Raw genomic sequence first — 19,494 nt, 5'->3', positions numbered from 1 at the left:
GGCCGGCGGTACCGGCGTGGGCGCGGCGGGCCTGGCACGTTGTGCGTTGGGCACGGTGGCCGGCACCGGCGCCGGCACGCGCTGCTCCTGCGGGGCGGCGGGGCCAGCCGGGGTCCGCGCGCTGTCCAGCTTCTGCAGGTCGTTCAGCAGCGGGCGCTCCTGGCCCGGCATCAGCTGCACGTCGCTGCGGTCCTTGAGCTGCATGTTGCGCAGGTAGTTGTAGCGGTCGTTGGTGTAGCGCTGCGAGGTCTCGCTGTCGCGCAGGATGGTGGGCTGGATGAACACCATCAGGTTGCGCTTGATGTTGGAGGTGCTGCGGTACTTGAACAGGTTGCCGATGAGCGGGATGCTGCCGAGCACCGGCACCTGCTGCTGCGATTCGGTGAGTGCATGGTCGATGAGGCCGCCCAGCACCACGATCTCGCCGTTCTTGGCCAGCACGTTGGTGGTGATCTCACGTTCGTCCGTGACCGGCTGGCCGCCGACGCTGGTGGCGGTGAGGTTCGAGACGGTCTGATCGATCTTGAGCTGCACCGAGTCGCCTTCGTTGATCTGCGGCGTGATCTTGAGGGTGATGCCCACGTCCTCCCGGTCCACGGTCTGGAATGGATTGATAACCGCGCTGCCGGTGTTGGTGGAACTGCCGGTGGTGGCGCCCGTGTACTGGCCGGTGACGAAGGGCACCTTCTGGGTGACCTTGATGGTGGCTTCCTGGTTGTCCAGGGTCACCACGCTGGGGGTGGAGAGGATGTTGGTCTCGCCGTCGCCGGAGAGGGCGCGCAGCAGGGCCGCGAAGTTGAAGCCGTTGCTGCCGATCTTGCCGACGCCGAGGGTGAGGCCCTGGGGCGGGGTGAAGCCGGTGGTGCCGCCGCCCTGGCTCGCCGCCAGCGCTCCCTGGCCCACGCCGATGATGCCGGCGCCGGTATTGCTGAAGTCCGTGAGGCCGACGCCGCCGTTGTTGGCCGCGTCCGCCACCCAGGTGACGCCGAGCTCGGCGGAGCGGTCGGAGGTGAGTTCCGCCTCGATCGCCTGCACCAGCACCTGGGCGCGGCGGATGTCGAGCTTGGCCAGCACGTCCTGGATGGAGCGCATGAGCTTGGGCGGCGCGGTGATGATGAGCGAATTGGTGCGGTCGTCCGGGATCACCGAGATGTCGGCGTTGGCGGCACCGCCGCCTCCGCCCGCCGCCGGTTTGCCGCCGCCACCGCCCTGCTTCTGCAGGTCGGTGACGTAGCCCTTGAGCTCGTCGGAGATGTCCTTGGACTTGGCGTAGCGCAGGTACACCACCTGGGTGTTCCCGCTCTCCAGCGGCATGTCGAGCTGGGTGACGAGCGCGCGTACGTGCAGGCGCTGGCCGCGGTCGCCGCTCACCAGGATGCTGTTGGTGCGCTCGTCCGCCACGAGCTTTAGCGGCGCGCCGTTCTGGCCGCTGGCGTCCGCCTGCATCAGCGTGGTCAGCACCTGCACCACGTCGGAGGCCGGCGCGTTCTGCAGCGTCATCACCTCCACGTCGTTGGCGGTGGCCTGGTCGATGCGCTGGATGATCTCCAGCATGCGGGTGATGTTGCTGGCCCGGTCCGACATGATCAGCACGTTGGAGGCGGGGTAGGCGGCGAGCTGCGCCTCGGTGGACATCAGCGGGCGGAGCACCGGCACCAACTGGGTGGCGGACACGTTGCTGATCTGCACCACCTCCGTCACCACCGCGTCGCCCGGCGTGTTGGAGTTGTAGTCCGGTCCCGGCATCTGGCGCGCTTCCAGCGAAGGCACGATCTTGATGACCTGGCCGGCGGGCGCAGCGGCGAGGCCATGCACCTCCAGCACAGACAGGAAGGTGGCGTAGACCGCGTCCGCGCTCACCGGCTTGGACGAGACCACCGTGACGCGGCCCTGCACGCGCGGGTCGATGATGAAGTTGCGGTGGGTGATCTGGCCGATGGTGGCCGCCACCTCGCGGATGTCCGCGTCCTTGAAGTTCAAGGTGATGCCGCCCTCGTCGGCGGCCCGTGCCGGCAACAGTGCGGACGCGAGCAGCGCGCCCAGGACCAGGGCGGGCAGGCGCCGGGGGCGGGGGGTATGCGGGGTGTGTGTCACGCGCACACCTTAATATATATGGATGTCATGGCGCCATGTTTCATGGTGAATCGTCCGGGTTCTCATCGTCGGAGTTGTCATCCGTGTCCTGCTGCTGTTGCAGGTTCTCCTGCAGGCCCGGCGGGGGCATCTGCAGCACCTGGGTCTGGACCTGGCCGTTGCGCACCAGCCCGATGCTGATCTGCTCGCTGGTCTTGAGGCTCGACAGCACCCGCATGCTCTGGGCCGGGTCCGTGAGCGGGATGCCGTTGACCGAGGTCACCACATCCCCTGGCCTGAGGCCCAGCTGGTTGAAGGCCGAAGGGTTGCCGGAAGGGTAGATCCGGTAGCCCGTCAGCTTGCCATGGTCCATCACCGGCATGGCACGCACCACGTCCATGAGCCGCTGCGGGTTGTTCATGATCTCCTGGCGCAGCTGGCCCAGGTTCTGGGGCGGTGCGGACTGGCCGCGCATGGCCGCCTGCGGCGCCGTGGCCAAGCCACCGCTGCTGTCGCCGATCTTCGGCAGGCGTAGCGCTTCCACCCGGCCGTCCCGTTCCAGCAGCACCCGGTCCGGGTAGATGGCGCGGATCATCACGCCGCCTGGGAGCTGCGCGCCGATCGCGTAGGGCTGCTCGTCGCCGTTCGCGACGATGAGGGCGCGCGAGTCCGCCGCGCGCTTGCCCGCGACGATGCCGTGCAGGGTCAGGGCCAGGGTCGTGTCCGGAGCATTGGCGGTATTGGCAGCGGGAGCGGCGGCGTTGCCGAAGAGGTGCTTGGCCGCGACATCGGCGGCGTCCACCTGGCGCGCGGCGGCCGGCAGCGCGGCGGCAGGAGCCGCGGCCTGGTCCTGTTTGCGGGGGATGAAGGACCAGGTGAGATCGGCGAGCAGCCAGGCCAATACCAGGATCAGGATCACCATGACCACCGCCGGGCCCGAGTTCTGCAGGGACGAGGTCCAGCGCCGCAGGGTGGCTTCCATGCCGGGGTTGCGGAGCGGAAAGGTTTGCATAGCGGAACCAGTATGGGGGTGTTGCCGGGGTATGTCGTCCGGCAAATACCCCATCATAGCGGCGCCCCCCTCAGGGCCTCAAGGGGCGTAAGTCCCGGAAGCCGCGGGCAAATCCTCCGAATTTCCTTCGGCTACACTAGGCGACATAAGAACGTATCCCAGGGGCGACCATCTTGTTCACCGCACGCCATCTCATCAGGGTCGCCATCAGCCTGGCGCTGTTCATCGTTTTCGTCACCTACATCAACGGTGGCCTCCCGCTTGGGCTGGTGGACCAGTTGGAGCATTCCGCCTACGACGCGCGGGTGCGCCTCACCGCCAGCCGGACGACGGATCCCCGCATCGTGATCGTGGATATCGACGACAAGACGTTGCAGGAGCAGGGCCAATGGCCCCTCCCGCGCGACAAGTTCGCACAGATGCTGGACAAGCTGTTCGACGGCTATCACGTCAAGGTGGTGGGCTTCGACGTGGAGTTCCCTGACGCCGACCGCAGTTTCGACCTGGCGCTGCTTGACCAGCTCGAGTCCGGCCCCCTGAAGGGCGACCCGGCATTCATGAGTCAGGCCAGCAAGCTGCGCCCCACGCTGGAGCGTGACAAGATCTTCGCCGCGAGCCTGACGGGCCGCCCGGTGGTGTTGGGCTATGTGTTCTATCCGGCGAAAGCACGGCAGGCCGACCAGAAGCTCGGCCTGCTGCCGCCGCCCGCGATTCCCGGTGCCTCCCGGCGCTACCCGCTGGTGACGTTCCCCCAGTCCGTGGGCTACACCGCCAACTTGCCGGTGTTGGCACAGGCGGCGGCCGGGCACGGCTTCTTCTCCAATCCGGCGGATGAGGACGGCTCCATGCGCCGGGTGAACCTGCTGCAGGAGTACGACGACGGCGTCTATGCCTCCCTCGACCTCGCCATGCTGCAGGTGCTGGAGAAGGATGCATCGGTGGGCTTCGGCTTCGAGGGCAACGTCCAGGACATGCCACACCTGGAAACAGTCACCGTCGGACGCTACGCGATACCGGTGGATGACGCGATGAATAGTCTCGTGCCTTATCGCGGACCGGTCGGCAGCTTCCCCTATGTATCGGCGACCGATGTCATCAAGGGCACGGCCGATGCCGCCGTCCTTAAGGATGCGATCGTATACGTGGGTACCTCGTCACCCGGGCTGCAGGACTTGCGTTCGACGCCAGTCGGCAACGTCTATCCCGGGGTGGAGGTGCATGCCAACCTGCTGTCCGGCGTCCTGGATGGGCGCGTCATGCAGGCCCAGCCGCAGTACCTCAGAGGCTCGCAGGTGATCCTGCTGCTCCTGATCGCCGTGCTCATCACCTGGGTCGCCATCCGCAAGTCCGTCATCACAGGTACCCTGGTGATGCTGGGCACCGCGGTAGCGATCTTGTTCGGCAACTTGGCATTGTGGCGCTACGGGACGGTGGTGTTCCCGCTGGCCTCGCCGCTGATCTTCCTGCTCACTCTCTATGTGTTGCACTCGCTGTACGGTTTCTTCATCGAGTCCCGCGGCAAGCGCCATCTCTCGCGCATGTTCAGCCAGTACATCCCACCGGAGCTGGTGGAGGAGATGGATAACCGCAAGGACACCGCCTCCATGGAGAGCGAGAGCCGCGAGCTCACGGTGATGTTCGCAGATGTGCGTGACTTCACCAGCATCTCCGAGGCGATGCAGCCCAAGGACCTGTCCCAGCTCATGAACGAGTACCTGACGCCCATGACGCAGGTCATCCATACCCACCGGGGCACCATCGACAAGTACATGGGCGACGCCATCATGTCCTTCTGGGGCGCACCGATGCACTATCCCGAGCATGCCCGCTACGCGGTGGAGACCGCGCTCAAGATGACCGAGACCCTCAAGGAACTGAACCAGGCGTTCAAGGCCAAGGGTTGGCCGGAGCTGCGGATCGGCGTCGGCATCACCACCGGCGTGATGAGCGTGGGCGACATGGGCTCCGAGTTCCGGCGTGCCTACACCGTGATGGGCGATGCGGTGAACCTGAGCTCGCGCCTCGAGGGCCTGACCAAGGAATACAAGGTCCAGATCCTCTGCAGCGAGATGACCAAGGACGCGGCGCCGGAATTCCAGTATGTGGAGCTGGATAAGGTGCGGGTGAAGGGCAAGGACAAGCCGGTCAGCATCTACGAGCCGCTCTGCCATAAGGACAAGGTGGACAAGGAGCTGAAAGCGCTGCTGCTGAGACATAAGCAGGCGCTCGCCGCCTACCGCAACCAGGATTGGGACGGCGCGGAGAAGGAGTTCTTCTCGCTGCAGCAGTCCAACCCCGGCCGCGCGCTCTATGGCATGTACTTGGACCGCGTCGCGTATTTCCGCTCGCACCCGCCGGGCGCCGGTTGGGACGGCGTGTTTACGTTTAAGACGAAATAAAGAGGTTCTTAGCCGTCCCTGGTGTGCCGGACTCACGTTCAAGACAAAGTAACCGGCATTACAGAAATCCACGTGACACTTCCCGGCGCCATGTGAACTGCGCCTCTCGGGGCGTAAACACCGTATTTTCAGGTGTTTGCCGCCCACCTGTTTCGGCTAAAATTCTCCTCATGGCGACCGAACGACGCGACGAGGAACAGCGCCAGGGCCTGGTGGTGGAGGAGGCCAAGCCGCGCCTCAAGAAGCCCCCGCTCTACAAGGTGGTCTTGTTAAACGACGATTACACCCCCATGGAGTTCGTGGTGGAGATCCTGCAGAACTTCTTCCGCATGGACCGCCACAAGGCCACCCAGGTCATGCTCCATGTCCACACCCGTGGCAAGGGCGTGTGCGGGGTGTTCACCTACGAGATCGCCGAGACCAAGGCCGCCAACGTGAACGACTACTCGCGCAAGCACCAGCATCCGCTGCTCTGCACCCTCGAGGAGGCTTAGAGCCCATGCTGAGCAAGGAACTGGAATACTGCCTCAACGCCGCCTTCAAGGAGGCGCGCGCGCAGCGCCACGAGTTCATCACCGTCGAGCACCTCTTGCTGGCGCTGCTGGACGTGCCGAGCGTGAGCGACGTGCTGAAGGCCTGCGGCGCGGGCCTCGATGGCCTGCGGCGCGAGCTCAGCGACTTCATCCGCGAGACCACGCCGCTCGTCGACTCCGAGGAGCCGGACGTGCAGCCGACCCTGGGGTTCCAACGGGTGCTGCAGCGCGCGGTGTTCCACATCCAGTCCTCCGGCAAGAAGGAGGTCACCGGCCTCAACGTGCTGGTGGCCCTGTTCGGCGAGAAGGAGTCCCACGCGGTCTACCTGCTCGGCCGCCACGGCGTGACACGCCTGGACATCGTCAACTACATCTCCCACGGCATCTCCAAGATCCACGAGGACGACCCGCGCGAGGCGCCGACCGAGACCGGAGAGGACGAGGAAGAGGGGTCTTCCCGCAGCGGGCGCAGCCCGCTCGAGACCTATACCTCGAACCTCAACCAGCTCGCCCGCGAGGGCAAGCTGGACCCGCTCATCGGCCGCGAGCACGAGATCGAGCGCACCGTGCAGATCCTGTGCCGCCGCCGCAAGAACAACCCGTTGTTCGTGGGCGAAGCCGGCGTCGGCAAGACCGCCCTGGCCGAGGGGCTGGCCCTGCTCATCGTCGAGAAGAAGGTGCCGGAAGTACTGGAGAAGGCCACCGTCTACTCCCTCGACATGGGCGCGCTCATCGCCGGCACCAAGTACCGCGGCGACTTCGAGAAGCGCCTCAAGGGCGTGATGGCCGACCTCAAGAAGGACCCGGACGCGATCCTGTTCATCGACGAGATCCACACCGTGATCGGCGCCGGCGCGGCTTCCGGCGGCGTGATGGATGCATCCAACCTCATCAAGCCGGTGCTGGCCAACGGCAACCTGCGCTGCATCGGCTCCACCACCTACCAGGAGTACCGCGGCATCTTCGAGAAGGACCGGGCGCTGGCGCGCCGCTTCCAGAAGATCGACGTGCCGGAACCCACGGTGGAGGAGACCTCGCGCATCCTCAAGGGACTGCGGCACAAGTTCGAGGAGCACCACGGGGTGAAGTACCCGAACAAGGTGCTGGAGACCGCCGCCGATCTCGCGGCGCGCTTCATCAACGACCGGCATCTGCCGGACAAGGCCATCGACGTCATCGACGAGGCTGGCGCGAACATGCGCCTGAAGCCCCAGGCCAAGCGCCGCCGCACCGTGACGGTGCAGGACATCGAGGAGATCGTGGCGAAGATCGCCCGCATCCCCGCCAAGAGCGTCTCGGCCTCCGACAAGGAGAGCCTGCGCAACCTGGAGCGGGACCTCAAGCTCGTCATCTACGGGCAGGACAAGGCCGTCGAATCCCTGGGCGCCGCCATCAAGATGGCGCGCTCGGGCCTGGGCAACGAGCAGAAACCCATCGGTTCGTTCCTGTTCGCCGGCCCCACCGGTGTCGGCAAGACCGAGGTCACCCGCCAGCTCGCCCTCATCATGGGCATCGAACTGGTGCGCTTCGACATGTCTGAGTACATGGAGCGCCACACCGTCTCGCGGCTGATCGGCGCGCCTCCTGGCTATGTGGGTTTCGACCAGGGCGGACTGCTCACCGAGGCCATCCTCAAGCAGCCCCATTGCGTGCTGCTGCTGGATGAGATCGAGAAGGCGCACCCCGAGGTCTTCAACCTGCTGCTGCAGGTGATGGACCACGGCACCCTCACCGACAACAACGGCCGCAAGGCGGACTTCCGCAACGTGATCCTGGTGATGACCACCAACGCCGGCGCGGAGGAGATGGCCCGCTCCGGCATCGGCTTCACCCCGCAGGACGCCTCGCCGGACGGCATGCAGGCCATCAAGCGCATGTTCAGCCCGGAGTTCCGCAACCGCCTGGACGCGATCATCCACTTCAACAGCCTCGACCCGCGCACCGTGGCCAAGGTGGTGGACAAGTTCGTGATCGAGATGGAGGAGCAGCTCCAGCAGAAGGGCGTGACCCTGGTGGTGGACGAGGCGGCGCGCCGGCTCATCGCCGAGCGCGGTTACGACCCCAAGATGGGCGCGCGGCCCATGTCACGCATGATCCAGGACACCCTCAAGAAGCCGCTGGCGGAGGAGCTGCTGTTCGGCCGCCTGGCCCAGGGCGGGCATGTGCGGGTGAGCGTGCGGGACGGGGAGTTCCACATGGATATCGAGCCCGCCACCCCCAAGCTGCCGGCGCCGGCTCACTCCGAAGAAGAGTAAGAGCGACCGCAAACGAAAAAGCCGGGGCTTGCCCCGGCTTTTTCATTGAGTTCGTCGCAGTCCTACTTACCGCGAAATACGATGCGGCCCTTCGTGAGGTCGTACGGGGTCAGCTCCACCGTCACGCGATCACCGGTGAGAATACGAATATAGTGCTTGCGCATGCGTCCGGAGATGTGGGCGAGGACCACATGGCCGTTGTCCAGCTCGACGCGGAAAGTGGTGTTGGGGAGGGTCTCCACCACCTTGCCTTCCATCTGGATGCTCTCTTCTTTAGCCATAATCCTGCCGGTTGATTTGGGGCGCGCAGATTCTGACGGAATCCCGCCCGCTATTCAACACGCACGCCGCCCGGCAGCCAGCCATCCGCCCCCAGCGTCTCGAAAGGGTGGAAGCGGGTCTTGTACGACATCTTGCGGCTCGCCTCGATCCAGTAGCCCAGGTACAGCCATTCCAGGCCCCGGCGCCGGGCCTCGTCTATCTGCATCAACACCGCATAGGTGCCGAGGCTGCGCTCCGTGAGCGCCGGGTCATAGAAGGTGTAGACGGCCGAGAAGGCGTCCTTGAGTTCGTCGGTGACGGCCACCGCCACCAGGGCGCCGTCGAGCCGCATCTCCATGAGAGCGGTGCGGCCCCAGGGACTGAGCAGGAACTGGCGGTAGTCCGCCTCGCTGTCGCCGTCCATGCCGCCTTCCGGGTGGCGGGCTGCGAGGTAGCGGCCATAGAGCCGGAAGTGCTCCGGGTCGAACTCCGCCGGACGCAGGCTGAGGCGCAGGTCGGAGTTGCGCCGGTACACGCGCTTCTGGGTGCGGTCCGGCCGGAACGCCTGCACCGGCACGCGCAACGGCACGCAGGCGCGGCACTCGCCGCAGTGGGGGCGGTACACGTGCGGCCCGCTGCGGCGGAAGCCGTGCTGTGCGAGCTCGGTGTAGAGCGCCTGGTCCATGGAGACACGGGGATCCACGAACACGGTGCGGGCGGTTCGGTCCGGCAGGTAGTTGCAGGGGTGCTCCGGCGTGATCATGAGGTCGAGGCGGGCGGTGTCGCGCATGTCAGGCGCTCCAGGCGGAGGCACTCACGGCGCCGGCACAATGCCGCTCCAGCAGCCGCAGGAACTCGCCGCGCGGCACCCGGGCGCTGCCGAGGCTCGCCAGGTGCTCGGAATGCACCTGGCAGTCGATGAACGCGTAGCCCCAGTCCCACAGCCGCCGCGCCAGCGAGACCAGCGCGATCTTGGAGCCGTCCGTGACGCGGCTGAACATGGATTCGCCGAAGAACACCTGGCCGATGGCGACGCCATAGAGGCCGCCCGCGAGCGTCCCCTCCATCCACACCTCCACGGAGTGGGCATGGCCGAGCGCGTGCAGGCGCCGGTAAGCCTCCATCATCTCGGCGTTGATCCAGGTGCCGCCCTCCGGATACTGGGGGCGGGGTCCGGCACAGGCCTGCATCACCGCGTCGAAGGCGCGGTCGAAGCTGAGCTCGAAGCCGCCGCGCTTCAGGCGCCGGTGTAGCGAGCGGCTCACGTGCAGGCCATCCGGGAAGATCACCGCGCGCGGGTCCGGCGACCACCAGAGGATGGGCAGTTCGGCGTCGTACCAGGGGAAGATGCCGTGGCGGTAGGCGTAGAGCAGACGTTGCGGAGAGAGGTCGCCGCCCACCGCCAGCAGGCCGTCGGGCTCGCGCAAGGCCAGCGCCGGATCCGGGAAGGCTTCCGGCGGGTCCTCCGGGCGCAGGCGTCTCAAGGGCGGTGCGTGCATCTATATATATGAGACTCTCGGCCTCAGTCGTCGTGTCCCCGGGCCGGCCGCTCCGCGTGGAACGGCAGGTGTGCCTCCGTCTCGCGGCGGTAGGCTGTCACAAGATGCTGTTCCCGCCGGAGGTATTCGTCAATGGCCGCGTGGAACTCCGGCCGCGCCAGCCAGTGGGTGGACCAGGTGAAGGTGGGCTCGAAGCCCCGGCTGATCTTGTGTTCCCCCTGGGTGCCGGGGTTGAAATGTCGTAGACCGGTCTTGATGCAGTACTCGATGCCTTGGTAGTAGCAAGCCTCGAAATGCAGGCTATGGAACTCCTGCTCCGAGCCCCAATGGCGGCCGTAGAGCGTGTCGCCGCCCTGCAGGCAGATGGCGGCGGCCACCGGTTCGCCCCGCAGGAACGCGAAGCACACCCGCAGGGCATCCGGCATCGTACGGCGCAGCTCCTCGAAGAACCCTTTCTCCAGATAAGCCATCCGCCCGCGCTTCTCGTAGGTGGAGAGATAGAAGCGGTACAGCGCATCCATGAGCGGCGCGTCGAGCTCGCCACCCGCAAGCATGCGCATCTCGATGCCCGCTTCCGCGATGCGGCGCCGTTCCCGGCGCACCTTCTTGCGCTTGTCGGCGGTGAACTCCGCCAGGAAGTGCTCGAAATCGCTGTAGTCCCGGTTGTGCCAGTGGAACTGGGTATCGCGGCGGGTGAGGAAGCCGGCCTGGTTCCAGGCCGGCAGTTCCTGCTCCACGGGGAAGAGGCAATGCACGGATGATGCCTCATACCCCTTGGCCAGCGCGCGCAGCTCTTCCAGCAGTGCTGCAACCACCCCGCCACGCTCCGCCCCCGGCATCACCAGCAGGCGGGGGCCCGGCACGGGGGAGAAGGGCGCTGCCGAGACCAGCTTGGGATAGTAGGAGAGGCCATGCCGTTGGTAGGCATCAGCCCAGGCCCAATCGAACACGAACTCGCCGTAGGAGTGAGACTTGAGATAAAGGGGCAGGGCACCTAGCAGGGAGCCGGTCTCGTCGCGGCAGCTGAGGTGGAGCGCCCGCCAGCCGCTGGTGGCATCGGCGGAACCGCTGTGCTCGAGTGCTGCCAGGAATGCATGGTTCAGGAAGGGGTTGTCTCCCGCGAGTCTGTTCCACTCCGCGGGGGAGATGCCGTCGATACTGTCGTGGACCTGCACTTTCACAGTACAGGTAGCTTAGCGCTAATGGCGGTTTAGGGACTCGAGATATTTGTCCGCATCCAGCGCCGCCATGCAGCCGGTGCCGGCGGAGGTCACCGCTTGGCGGTACACCTGGTCCATCACGTCACCGGCGGCGAACACGCCCGGGATGCTGGTGGCGGTGGCGCCGCCCTCGATGCCGCTCTTCACCACGATGTAGCCGTTCTTCATCTCCAGCTGTCCGGTGAAGAGCTGGGTATTGGGAGAATGGCCGATGGCGATGAACACACCCCTGGAGCCCACGTCCTGGGTCTTGGCCTTGTCCTTGGTGCTGCGCACCCGGATGCCGGTCACGCCCGAGTCGTCGCCGATGACCTCGTCCAGCTCGTGGTCCCAGAGGATCTCCACGTTCCCGCCTTTGGTCTTCGCGATGAGTTCGTCCGCCAGGATCTTCTCGGAGCGGAACTTGTCGCGGCGATGCACCACCGAGACCTTGGAGGCGATGTTGGAGAGGTAGAGGGCCTCCTCCACGGCGGTATTGCCGCCGCCGATCACCGCCACGTGCTGGTTCTTGTAGAAGAACCCGTCGCAGGTGGCGCAGGCGGAGACGCCCTTGCCCTTGTAGGCTTCCTCGGAGGGCAGCCCCAGGTACTTTGCGGTGGCGCCGGTGGCGATGATGAGCGCGTCGCAGGTGTATTCGCCGCGGTCGCCGGTTAGCTTGAAGGGCCGGCTCTTGAGGTCGGCGGTATGGATATGGTCGTTGACGATCTCGGTGTTGAAGCGCTCGGCGTGCTTGCGCATGCGCTCCATGAGGTCGGGACCGAGGAGGCCGTGCACGTCGCCCGGCCAGTTATCCACCTCGGTGGTGGTCATGAGTTGCCCACCCTGTTCCAAGCCGGTTACCAGCACCGGCTTGAGGTTGGCGCGCGCGGCGTAGACGGCGGCGGTATAGCCGGCCGGGCCGGAGCCCAGGATGAGGAGGCGGGCGTGCTTGGTCATGTATAATTGGCCTCTAGCGACAGCGATTTGGCGGCGATCCGCGGGTTTTCAAGGGCCAGGCTGTGCGCCCGGACCCAAGCGGGCCCCGGCCACCCGGTTACGAGGAGACCCCCGGTCCACCCCTTCAGGACGCGCCACGGCAGGGCGGGGCGTGTAGAGATGGGCGGACCCCAAGAACTTCCGCGGCCTTCGGCCTTCTAAGACAGGCTTGGGACGCGTGTTATTTCGAATGTTAGCGAAAATCAACGGATAGCGTAAAGGAGCATTTTCATGCGCATCGGTATTCCCCGCGAGCTGAAGCCGCTCGAAGGCCGCGTCGGCCTGATCCCGGCCGCTGCCGCGGAGCTCGTCCGCCACGGCCACCAGGTGTTCATCGAGAAGAACGCCGGCATCAAGAGCGGCTACAGCGACGACAACTTCCGCAGCGTTGGCGTCGAGGTGCTGAACAGCGCTGCCGACGTGTACGGCAAGGCGGAGATGATCGTGAAGGTCAAGGAGCCCATCAAGGCCGACCTCGAGCTGCTGCGCAAGGACCACCTGCTGTTCTGCTACCTGCATCTCGCGGCCCTGCCGGAGCTCACCGAGAGCCTGAAGAAGATCGGCTGCACCGCGGTCGCCTTCGAGACCGTCGAGGAAGACGGCCGGCTGCCGCTGCTCGCGCCCATGAGCGACATCGCCGGGCGCCTCTCCATCCAGGTCGGTACGCATCTCCTGCACCAGCCTATGGGCGGCAAGGGCATCCTGCTGGGCGGCGTGCCCGCCGCCAAGCGCGGCCGAGTGGTCATCGTCGGTGCCGGCGTGGCCGGTGGTGCCTCCGCCACCGTGGCCGCCGGCATGGGCGCGCAGGTGACGGTGTTCGATATCTCGCGCGACCGCATGGAGCGCATGCGCGACCTCGGTCCCAACGTGACCGCTCTCTACCCCCACAGCGCCGACATCGCCGAGGCGGTGAAGTACGCCGACATCGTGGTGGGCGCGGTGCTGGTCACCGGCGCCAAGGCGCCGCACGTGGTCACCGCTGACATGGTGCGCAGCATGCAGCCGGGTTCCGTGGTCGCGGACATCTCCGTGGACCAGGGCGGCTGCGTGGAGACCACCAAGCCGACCACCTGGGACAACCCCACCTACGTGTGGGAAGGCGTCACCCACTTCACAGTCACCAACATGCCGGGCGCGGTGCCTCGCACCTCGTCCCAGGCGCTCTCGGCCGCCATCACCCCCTACGCGGTCAAGCTCGCGGCCGGCGGTTGGCGCGACCTCGAGTCCCTGCGCAAGGGCATCAACGTGGAAGGCGGCAAGGTGGTGCATCCTGCGCTGCTGAAGTAGCGCGGCACCAGGAAAGCCGTGGCGCAAGCGACACGCAACGAGAACGAACGCTCCCCTCTGGCCATACATCTGGCGCAGGGGTTCAAGGAAGCTGCCCTCTGGATGTTCCTGGTGGCGGGTCTCGTGCTGTTGCTTGCGCTCTCTACCTACAGCCCGCACGACCCCGGGTTCTCCTACAGCGGGGACGGTGGCAAGGTGCAGAACGCCATCGGCCCGGCCGGGGCCTGGCTCGCCGACTTCCTGTACTTCCTGATCGGCTACCCCGCGTATCTCCTGGCGGCGCTGCTGATCTGGTCCGGCTGGCTCATCTTCCGGGCCCGCAAGTCCACCGAGCCCGTGAACAAGTGGCACCTGACCGCCCGCATCGGCGGCCTCCTGCTATCGCTCATCACCGCGAGCGCGCTCGCCTCCATCAACTCCAACACCGACCCCGGCCAGATGCCGGTGGACGCGGGCGGCGTGCTGGGCGACCTGGTCGGCAAGAACCTGGCGCATGCGTTGAGCCCGCTCGGCGCCACACTGGTGCTGCTGGCGGTGTTCCTGGGCGCGGTCACGGTGTTCACGGGCCTCTCCTGGCTCGCGCTCATGGACCGCACCGGCCACTGGACGCTGCTCCTCCTTGAGAAGCTGCGTAACCGCCTGGCCTGGCTGCAGGAGACCATCCAGGCACGGCGCGTGCGCGAGCAGCACGTGGAGGTGGTGAAGGTCCACCAGGAAGAGGTCAAGAAGAAGCCCAAGCCGCGCATCGAGCCCATCGCCAAGCCGGCCGCGCCGAGCCCGCGCGCCGAGCGCGAGCGCCAGGTGCCGCTGTTCGAGCCGCCCTCGGACTCCGAGCTGCCGCCGCTCTCGCTGCTGGACGACAAGCCACCGAAGGTGGAGGGTTACTCGGAGGCGGCGCTGGAGGCCATGTCCCGCACCGTCGAGATCAAGCTCAAGGACTTCGGCGTGGACGTGCAGGTGGTGGCGGTGAACCCGGGCCCGGTGGTCACGCGCTTCGAGCTGCAGCCGGCGCCGGGCGTGAAGGTGAGCCAGATCACCAACCTCGCCAAGGACCTGGCGCGCGGCCTCTCGGCCATCAGCGTGCGTGTGGTGGAAGTCATCCCCGGCAAGTCCGTAGTGGGCCTGGAGATCCCCAACGAGGCGCGGCAATTGGTCACGCTCGGTGAGATCATCCGGTCCGAAGAATTCGACAAGAGCGGCTCGCCGCTGACGCTCGCCCTGGGCAAGGATATCGGCGGCAATTCCATGGTCGCGGACCTGGAGAAGATGCCGCACCTGCTTATCGCCGGCACCACCGGCTCCGGCAAGTCGGTGGGCATCAACGCCATGATCCTGAGCCTGGTGTACAAGGCAACCGCCGAGCACACCCGCATGATCATGATCGATCCCAAGATGCTGGAGCTCTCGGTGTATGAGGGCATCCCGCATCTCCTGGCGCCGGTCGTGACGGACATGAAGGAGGCCTCCAACGCACTGCGCTGGTGCGTGGCGGAGATGGAGCGCCGCTATAAGCTGATGGCGGCCCTGGGCGTGCGCAACCTCGCGGGCTATAACCGCAAGGTGAAGGAGGCCATCGAGGCCAAGAAGCCCATCATCGATCCCTTGCTGAGCGCCGAGAAGCTCGCGCTGCTGCCGGATTCCGACATCCCGCGCCTCCAGCCCATGCCCAACATCGTGGTGGTGGTGGACGAACTCGCCGACATGATGATGGTGGTGGGCAAGAAGGTGGAGGAGCTGATCGCACGCCTGGCCCAGAAGGCGCGCGCTTCCGGCATCCACCTGGTGCTCGCCACGCAGCGCCCCTCGGTGGACGTGATCACCGGCCTCATCAAGGCCAACATCCCGACCCGCATCGCCTTCCAGGTCTCGGCGCGGGTGGATTCCCGCACCATCCTGGACCAGCAGGGCGCCGAGTCGCTGCTGGGCCACGGCGACATGCTGTACCTGCCTTCCGGCACCTCGGTGCCGACCCGCATCCATGGCGCCTTCGTCAGCGACCAGGAAGTGCACAAGGTGGTGGCGCACCTCAAGCGCAAGGGCCAGCCGCACTACATAGAAGAGATACTGTCCGGTCCCAGCGAGGCCATCCCGGGGTTCCCGGCCGAGCCGGGCGAGGAAGGGGAGGCCAGCGGCGAGGCGGATCCCCTGTACGACCAGGCGGTGCGCATCGTCACCGAAAGCCGCAAGGCCTCGATCTCCGGCGTGCAGCGCCGGCTCAAGATCGGCTATAACCGAGCCGCGCGCATGATCGAGGAGATGGAGACCCGCGGCATCGTGGGTCCCCTCCAGTCCAACGGCGCCCGCGAGGTGCTGGTGGCCGCGCCGCCGCCCGGAAGTGACGAATAGACATATAGAGGTCCCCATGACACGTCTTGTCTTGAGTGCGCTACTGCTGCTTGTCTCCCTGCCGCTCCAGGCCGCCGATTCCGGCGTGGACCGCTTGCGCGCGTTCCTGAAGGACGTGCACAGCCTCAAGGCCGGCTTCACCCAAGTGGTGCTGGATTCCAACCAGAAGCTGGTGAAGCAGTCCGTGGGTACCCTCGCCATCAAGCGCCCGGACCGCTTCCGGTGGGACTACGCCAAGCCGGATGAGCAGACCATCGTGGCCGACGGCAGGCACCTGTGGCTCTACGATGTGGCGCTGCAACAGGTCACGGTGAAGCCCCTGAATGACACCCTGGCGGCGAGCCCGGCGGTGCTGCTGGCCGGCTCCAACGAAGTGGACAAGACCTTCAAGGTGACGGACATGGGTGAGAAGGACGGCCTCGTCTGGGTCGGTCTCACCCCCAAGGTCAAGGATACGGACTTCGACAGCGTCAAGCTCGGCTTCAAGGACAAGGACGTGGCAGTGATGGAACTCAAGGACAACCTCGGCAACACCACCCGCATCAGCTTCGACCACGTGCAGCGCAATCCCGCGGTGGACGAAGCCAGCTTCCAGTTCGCGCCGCCCGCCGGCGCCGACGTGATCGGCGACACGGGCGACGGCAAACCCCGTGGCTGAGACCCGCGCCGCCCCGGCGGCGCATCTCTGGCTCGCAGCTGGCTGGGCGCTGGTGGCGCTGGTGGTGTGGGGCAGCCTCACGCCCTCGCCGCCGGACATCGAGCCGCCGTTCATGCACGTGGACAAGCTCGAGCACTTCAGCGCCTACCTCATCCTCACCGCGTGGTTCACCGCAGCCGCACCGCGCCGCTGGCTCTGGATCGGGCTCGTCTTCGCCGCGGCGGGGGGGCTCATCGAGATCGCGCAGGCCTACACCGGCCGCGACGCCGAGTGGCTGGACTGGGCTGCGGACTGCGCTGGCGCGGCGGTGGGCCTCTGGTATCCAGCCCGCTGGCTCACACGTGTGCGTCTCTCGATCATCGATGCCCATGCCCACCGCGCCTGAGTTGCGCCCACTGGCGGACCGCATGCGGCCGCACCGCGTGGAGGAGTTCATCGGGCAAGCCCACATCCTCGCCGCCGGCAAGCCGCTACGCCGTGCTCTGGAGAGCGGCCAGCTGCACTCCATGATCTTCTGGGGGCCGCCTGGCACCGGCAAGACCACGCTGGCGCGCATGCTTGCGGAGACCTGCAAGGCCCACTTCATCGCGCTCTCGGCGGTGATGGCGGGCGTCAAGGACGTGCGCGCCGCGGTGGAAGAGGCGAAAGAGGTCAGACAGCGGGACGGGCGCGGCACCGTGCTGTTCCTGGACGAGGTGCACCGCTTCAACAAGAGCCAGCAGGACGCCTTCCTGCCCTACGTGGAGGACGGCACGCTCACCTTCATCGGCGCCACCACCGAGAACCCGTCCTTCGAGCTCAACAACGCGCTCCTGTCCCGCGCCCGGGTCTACGTGCTCAAGGCGCTGGGTGCGGCCGACATCCGCCGCATCATCGACGCGGCGCTGACGGACACCGAGCGCGGTCTGGGCGGACGGGACCTCAAGATGGCACCGGAACTTCGGGACCTGATGGCTGCAGCGGCTGACGGTGACGCGCGCCGTGCCTTGAACCTCCTGGAGATCGCCGCGGACCTGGCGGAGGACAGCATCATCGGCGAGGCTGCGGTACAGGATGTCATCAGCGGAGGCGTCAGGAGGTTCGATAAAGGCGGCGACCTCTTCTACGACCAGATCTCGGCCCTGCACAAATCGGTGCGCGGTTCCGCGCCGGATGCCGCCCTATATTGGATGGCCCGGATGCTGGATGGAGGCTGCGACCCTCTATATATAGCGCGCCGCGTGGTGCGCATGGCTTCCGAGGACATCGGCAACGCCGATCCGCGTGGCCTGGACCTGGCCCTGGCGGCCTGGGAGGTGCTGGAGCGCCTCGGCAGCCCTGAAGGGGAACTGGCCCTGGCCCAGGCTGTGGTCTACCTGGCGGTGGCCCCCAAGAGCAATGCGATGGAGACGGCCTTGATCGAGGCCATGCAGGATGCGCGGGACAGCGGCACCCGCGAGGTCCCGCTGCACCTGCGCAATGCGCCGACCCGCCTCATGAAGGGCATGGGTCATGGCAAGGAATACCGCTATGCCCACGACGAGGTGGACGCCTTCGCCGCCGGCGAGCGCTACTTCCCGGAGGACATGCCGGAGAAAACCTATTATCATCCCGTCCCGCGGGGGCTTGAGATCAAGATCGCCGAGAAGCTGGCTGACTTAAGGGCCCGCAACGCCGCGGCCCGCAAATCCAAGAAGACCACCGACAAATAAGAACCGACGCCATGATCGACCCGAAACTGCTCCGCAATGACCTCGTCGGCACGGCTGCCGCCCTCGGGCGCCGCGGCTTCAGGCTGGATACCGGCCAGTACGGCAAGCTGGAGGATTCCCGCAAGGAACTCCAGACCCGCATGGAGCAGTTGCGCAACGAGCGCAACGCCCGCTCGAAAGAGATCGGCATGGCCAAGGCCAAGGGCCAGGACACAGCGCCGCTGATGGCGCAGGTGGGGGAGCTCGGGGCCAAGCTGAAGGCCGCAGAAGAGGATTTCACCAAGGTCGAGGCTGAGCTCGAGTCCATCCAGCTCGGCCTGCCGAACCTCCTGCACGAGAGCGTGCCGGACGGGGCCGACGAGAATTCCAACAAGGAAGTCCGCCGCTGGGGTACCCCGAACAAGTTCGCTTTCAAGCCCAAGGACCATGTGGATCTGGGCGAGGCGAGGGGACTTCTGGATGCGCAGATGGCCGCCAAGCTCACCGGCGCGCGCTTCACGGTGCTGCACGGACCGCTGGCGCGCCTGCACCGGGCGCTCATCCAGTTCATGCTGGACCTGCACACCGGTGAGCATGGCTACGCGGAGGTCTACGTTCCCTACATGGTGAACGCCACCTCCATGCGCGGCACCGGGCAGTTGCCCAAGTTCGAGCAAGACCTGTTTCAGGTCTCGGGCGAGCACCGCTATTACCTGATCCCCACTGCTGAAGTCCCGGTGACCAACCAGGCACGTGACGCGATCCTGGAGGCCGCCAGCCTGCCGCGCCGCTATACGGCCCACACACCCTGCTTCCGTGCCGAGGCGGGTGCCGCCGGCAAGGACACCCGAGGCATGATCCGCCAGCACCAGTTCGAGAAGGTGGAGTTGGTGCAGATGGTGAAGCCGGGGGATTCCTTCCAGGCTCTGGAGGAACTCACCGGGCACGCCGAGAAGGTGCTGCAGAAGCTGGAGCTGCCCTACCGGGTGATGGCGCTCTGCAGCGGCGACATCGGCTTCGCCGCCGCCAAGACCTATGACCTGGAGGTCTGGCTGCCCAGCCAGGAGCGCTACCGGGAGATTTCCTCCTGCAGCAACTGCACTGACTTCCAGGCCCGCCGCATGCAGGCCCGCTGGCGCAACCCTGAGACCGGCAAGCCGGAGCTGCTCCACACCCTCAACGGCTCCGGTGTGGCCGTGGGCCGCGCGCTCATCGCCATCATGGAGAACTGCCAGGATGAGCAGGGCAAGATCCACGTGCCCTCAGCCCTGCATCCCTACATGGGCGGCATGACGGTTATATAATC

The 19,494-nt window shown here is 66.4% G+C and carries 16 protein-coding genes; 9 read left to right on the top strand and 7 right to left on the bottom strand.

The window, feature by feature from the left end:
- Together gspD and gspC are read right to left on the bottom strand one after the other, a co-directional pair.
- Positions 1 to 2,094, bottom strand: a 2,094-nt coding sequence (gspD, locus tag VF651_05830) for a type II secretion system secretin GspD (GenBank protein ID HEX7965218.1), incomplete at its 3' end; no start/stop codon positions are given.
- A gap of 40 nt (positions 2,095 to 2,134) precedes the next feature.
- A complete protein-coding gene (gene gspC, locus VF651_05825; protein ID HEX7965217.1) occupies positions 2,135 to 3,055 on the bottom strand; it encodes a type II secretion system protein GspC in 921 nt (306 codons plus the stop codon).
- Between the two features lie 203 nt (positions 3,056 to 3,258).
- Between gspC and VF651_05820 the strand changes: the two genes are divergently transcribed.
- The 3 genes from VF651_05820 to clpA all read left to right on the top strand — a co-directional run bounded on the left by VF651_05820 (position 3,259) and on the right by clpA (position 8,272).
- Entirely contained in the window at positions 3,259 to 5,484 is a 2,226-nt protein-coding gene (locus VF651_05820; protein HEX7965216.1) for an adenylate/guanylate cyclase domain-containing protein, read from the top strand.
- Positions 5,485 to 5,654: 170 nt separating this feature from the next.
- The gene (gene clpS / locus VF651_05815; GenBank protein ID HEX7965215.1) at positions 5,655 to 5,978 is read left to right on the top strand and encodes an ATP-dependent Clp protease adapter ClpS; all 324 of its coding nucleotides are present in this window, start codon (positions 5,655 to 5,657) and stop codon (positions 5,976 to 5,978) included.
- 5 nt (positions 5,979 to 5,983) lie between these two features.
- Positions 5,984 to 8,272: an ATP-dependent Clp protease ATP-binding subunit ClpA gene (gene clpA, locus VF651_05810; GenBank protein ID HEX7965214.1), complete on the top strand. Its 2,289-nt coding sequence runs from the start codon at positions 5,984 to 5,986 to the stop codon at positions 8,270 to 8,272.
- 62 nt (positions 8,273 to 8,334) lie between these two features.
- On the opposite strand, the gene infA is transcribed toward clpA, so the two are convergent.
- From infA to trxB, 5 genes are read right to left on the bottom strand one after another with little or no spacing between them, the layout of a single operon-like run.
- Entirely contained in the window at positions 8,335 to 8,553 is a 219-nt protein-coding gene (gene infA / locus VF651_05805; GenBank protein HEX7965213.1) for a translation initiation factor IF-1, read from the bottom strand.
- A gap of 50 nt (positions 8,554 to 8,603) precedes the next feature.
- Entirely contained in the window at positions 8,604 to 9,323 is a 720-nt protein-coding gene (locus tag VF651_05800; GenBank protein HEX7965212.1) for an arginyltransferase, read from the bottom strand.
- Position 9,324: 1 nt separating this feature from the next.
- Positions 9,325 to 10,008: a leucyl/phenylalanyl-tRNA--protein transferase gene (aat, locus tag VF651_05795; protein ID HEX7965211.1), complete on the bottom strand. Its 684-nt coding sequence runs from the start codon at positions 10,006 to 10,008 to the stop codon at positions 9,325 to 9,327.
- 47 nt (positions 10,009 to 10,055) lie between these two features.
- Entirely contained in the window at positions 10,056 to 11,213 is a 1,158-nt protein-coding gene (locus tag VF651_05790) for a GNAT family N-acetyltransferase (protein ID HEX7965210.1), read from the bottom strand.
- Positions 11,214 to 11,231: 18 nt separating this feature from the next.
- Positions 11,232 to 12,188, bottom strand: a complete 957-nt coding sequence (gene trxB / locus VF651_05785) for a thioredoxin-disulfide reductase (protein ID HEX7965209.1) — start codon at positions 12,186 to 12,188, stop codon at positions 11,232 to 11,234.
- A 270-nt stretch (positions 12,189 to 12,458) separates the two neighbouring features.
- Here trxB and ald point away from each other — a divergent pair, with 270 nt between their 5' ends.
- The 6 genes from ald to serS are packed head-to-tail and all read left to right on the top strand — an operon-like array spanning position 12,459 to position 19,492.
- A complete protein-coding gene (gene ald, locus VF651_05780; GenBank protein HEX7965208.1) occupies positions 12,459 to 13,514 on the top strand; it encodes an alanine dehydrogenase in 1,056 nt (351 codons plus the stop codon).
- Between the two features lie 18 nt (positions 13,515 to 13,532).
- Complete coding sequence (locus VF651_05775) at positions 13,533 to 15,860, top strand: DNA translocase FtsK 4TM domain-containing protein (GenBank protein ID HEX7965207.1); 2,328 nt, start codon at positions 13,533 to 13,535, stop codon at positions 15,858 to 15,860.
- Positions 15,861 to 15,876: 16 nt separating this feature from the next.
- A complete protein-coding gene (gene lolA / locus VF651_05770) occupies positions 15,877 to 16,518 on the top strand; it encodes an outer membrane lipoprotein chaperone LolA (GenBank protein ID HEX7965206.1) in 642 nt (213 codons plus the stop codon).
- Positions 16,511 to 16,903, top strand: coding sequence for a VanZ family protein (locus VF651_05765; GenBank protein HEX7965205.1), 393 nt, complete (start codon positions 16,511 to 16,513; stop codon positions 16,901 to 16,903). The genes lolA and VF651_05765 overlap by 8 nt, the downstream gene beginning before the upstream one ends.
- A complete protein-coding gene (locus tag VF651_05760) occupies positions 16,881 to 18,209 on the top strand; it encodes a replication-associated recombination protein A (protein HEX7965204.1) in 1,329 nt (442 codons plus the stop codon). Before VF651_05765 ends, VF651_05760 begins: the two co-directional genes overlap by 23 nt.
- A gap of 11 nt (positions 18,210 to 18,220) precedes the next feature.
- Entirely contained in the window at positions 18,221 to 19,492 is a 1,272-nt protein-coding gene (gene serS, locus VF651_05755; protein HEX7965203.1) for a serine--tRNA ligase, read from the top strand.
- Positions 19,493 to 19,494 lie beyond the last annotated feature (2 nt).

The sequence above is a fragment of the Gammaproteobacteria bacterium genome, from assembly GCA_036383255.1.
In the GTDB taxonomy this organism is placed as follows: Bacteria; Pseudomonadota; Gammaproteobacteria; order Natronospirales; family REEB76; genus DASUBN01.
Note: the sequence above shows the minus strand (reverse complement) of the source record. Positions and strands in the feature narration are given on the sequence as shown.

Excerpts from the sequence above, each read along its gene's own strand:
- gspC (HEX7965217.1), bottom strand. The coding sequence starts at position 3,055 with ATGGAAGCCACCCTGCGGCGCTGGACCTCGTCCCTGCAGAACTCGGGC.
- clpS (HEX7965215.1), top strand. The coding sequence starts at position 5,655 with ATGGCGACCGAACGACGCGACGAGGAACAGCGCCAGGGCCTGGTGGTG.
- clpA (HEX7965214.1), top strand. The coding sequence starts at position 5,984 with ATGCTGAGCAAGGAACTGGAATACTGCCTCAACGCCGCCTTCAAGGAG.
- infA (HEX7965213.1), bottom strand. The coding sequence starts at position 8,553 with ATGGCTAAAGAAGAGAGCATCCAGATGGAAGGCAAGGTGGTGGAGACC.
- VF651_05800 (HEX7965212.1), bottom strand. The coding sequence starts at position 9,323 with ATGCGCGACACCGCCCGCCTCGACCTCATGATCACGCCGGAGCACCCC.
- trxB (HEX7965209.1), bottom strand. The coding sequence starts at position 12,188 with ATGACCAAGCACGCCCGCCTCCTCATCCTGGGCTCCGGCCCGGCCGGC.
- ald (HEX7965208.1), top strand. The coding sequence starts at position 12,459 with ATGCGCATCGGTATTCCCCGCGAGCTGAAGCCGCTCGAAGGCCGCGTC.
- lolA (HEX7965206.1), top strand. The coding sequence starts at position 15,877 with ATGACACGTCTTGTCTTGAGTGCGCTACTGCTGCTTGTCTCCCTGCCG.
- VF651_05760 (HEX7965204.1), top strand. The coding sequence starts at position 16,881 with ATGCCCATGCCCACCGCGCCTGAGTTGCGCCCACTGGCGGACCGCATG.
- serS (HEX7965203.1), top strand. The coding sequence starts at position 18,221 with ATGATCGACCCGAAACTGCTCCGCAATGACCTCGTCGGCACGGCTGCC.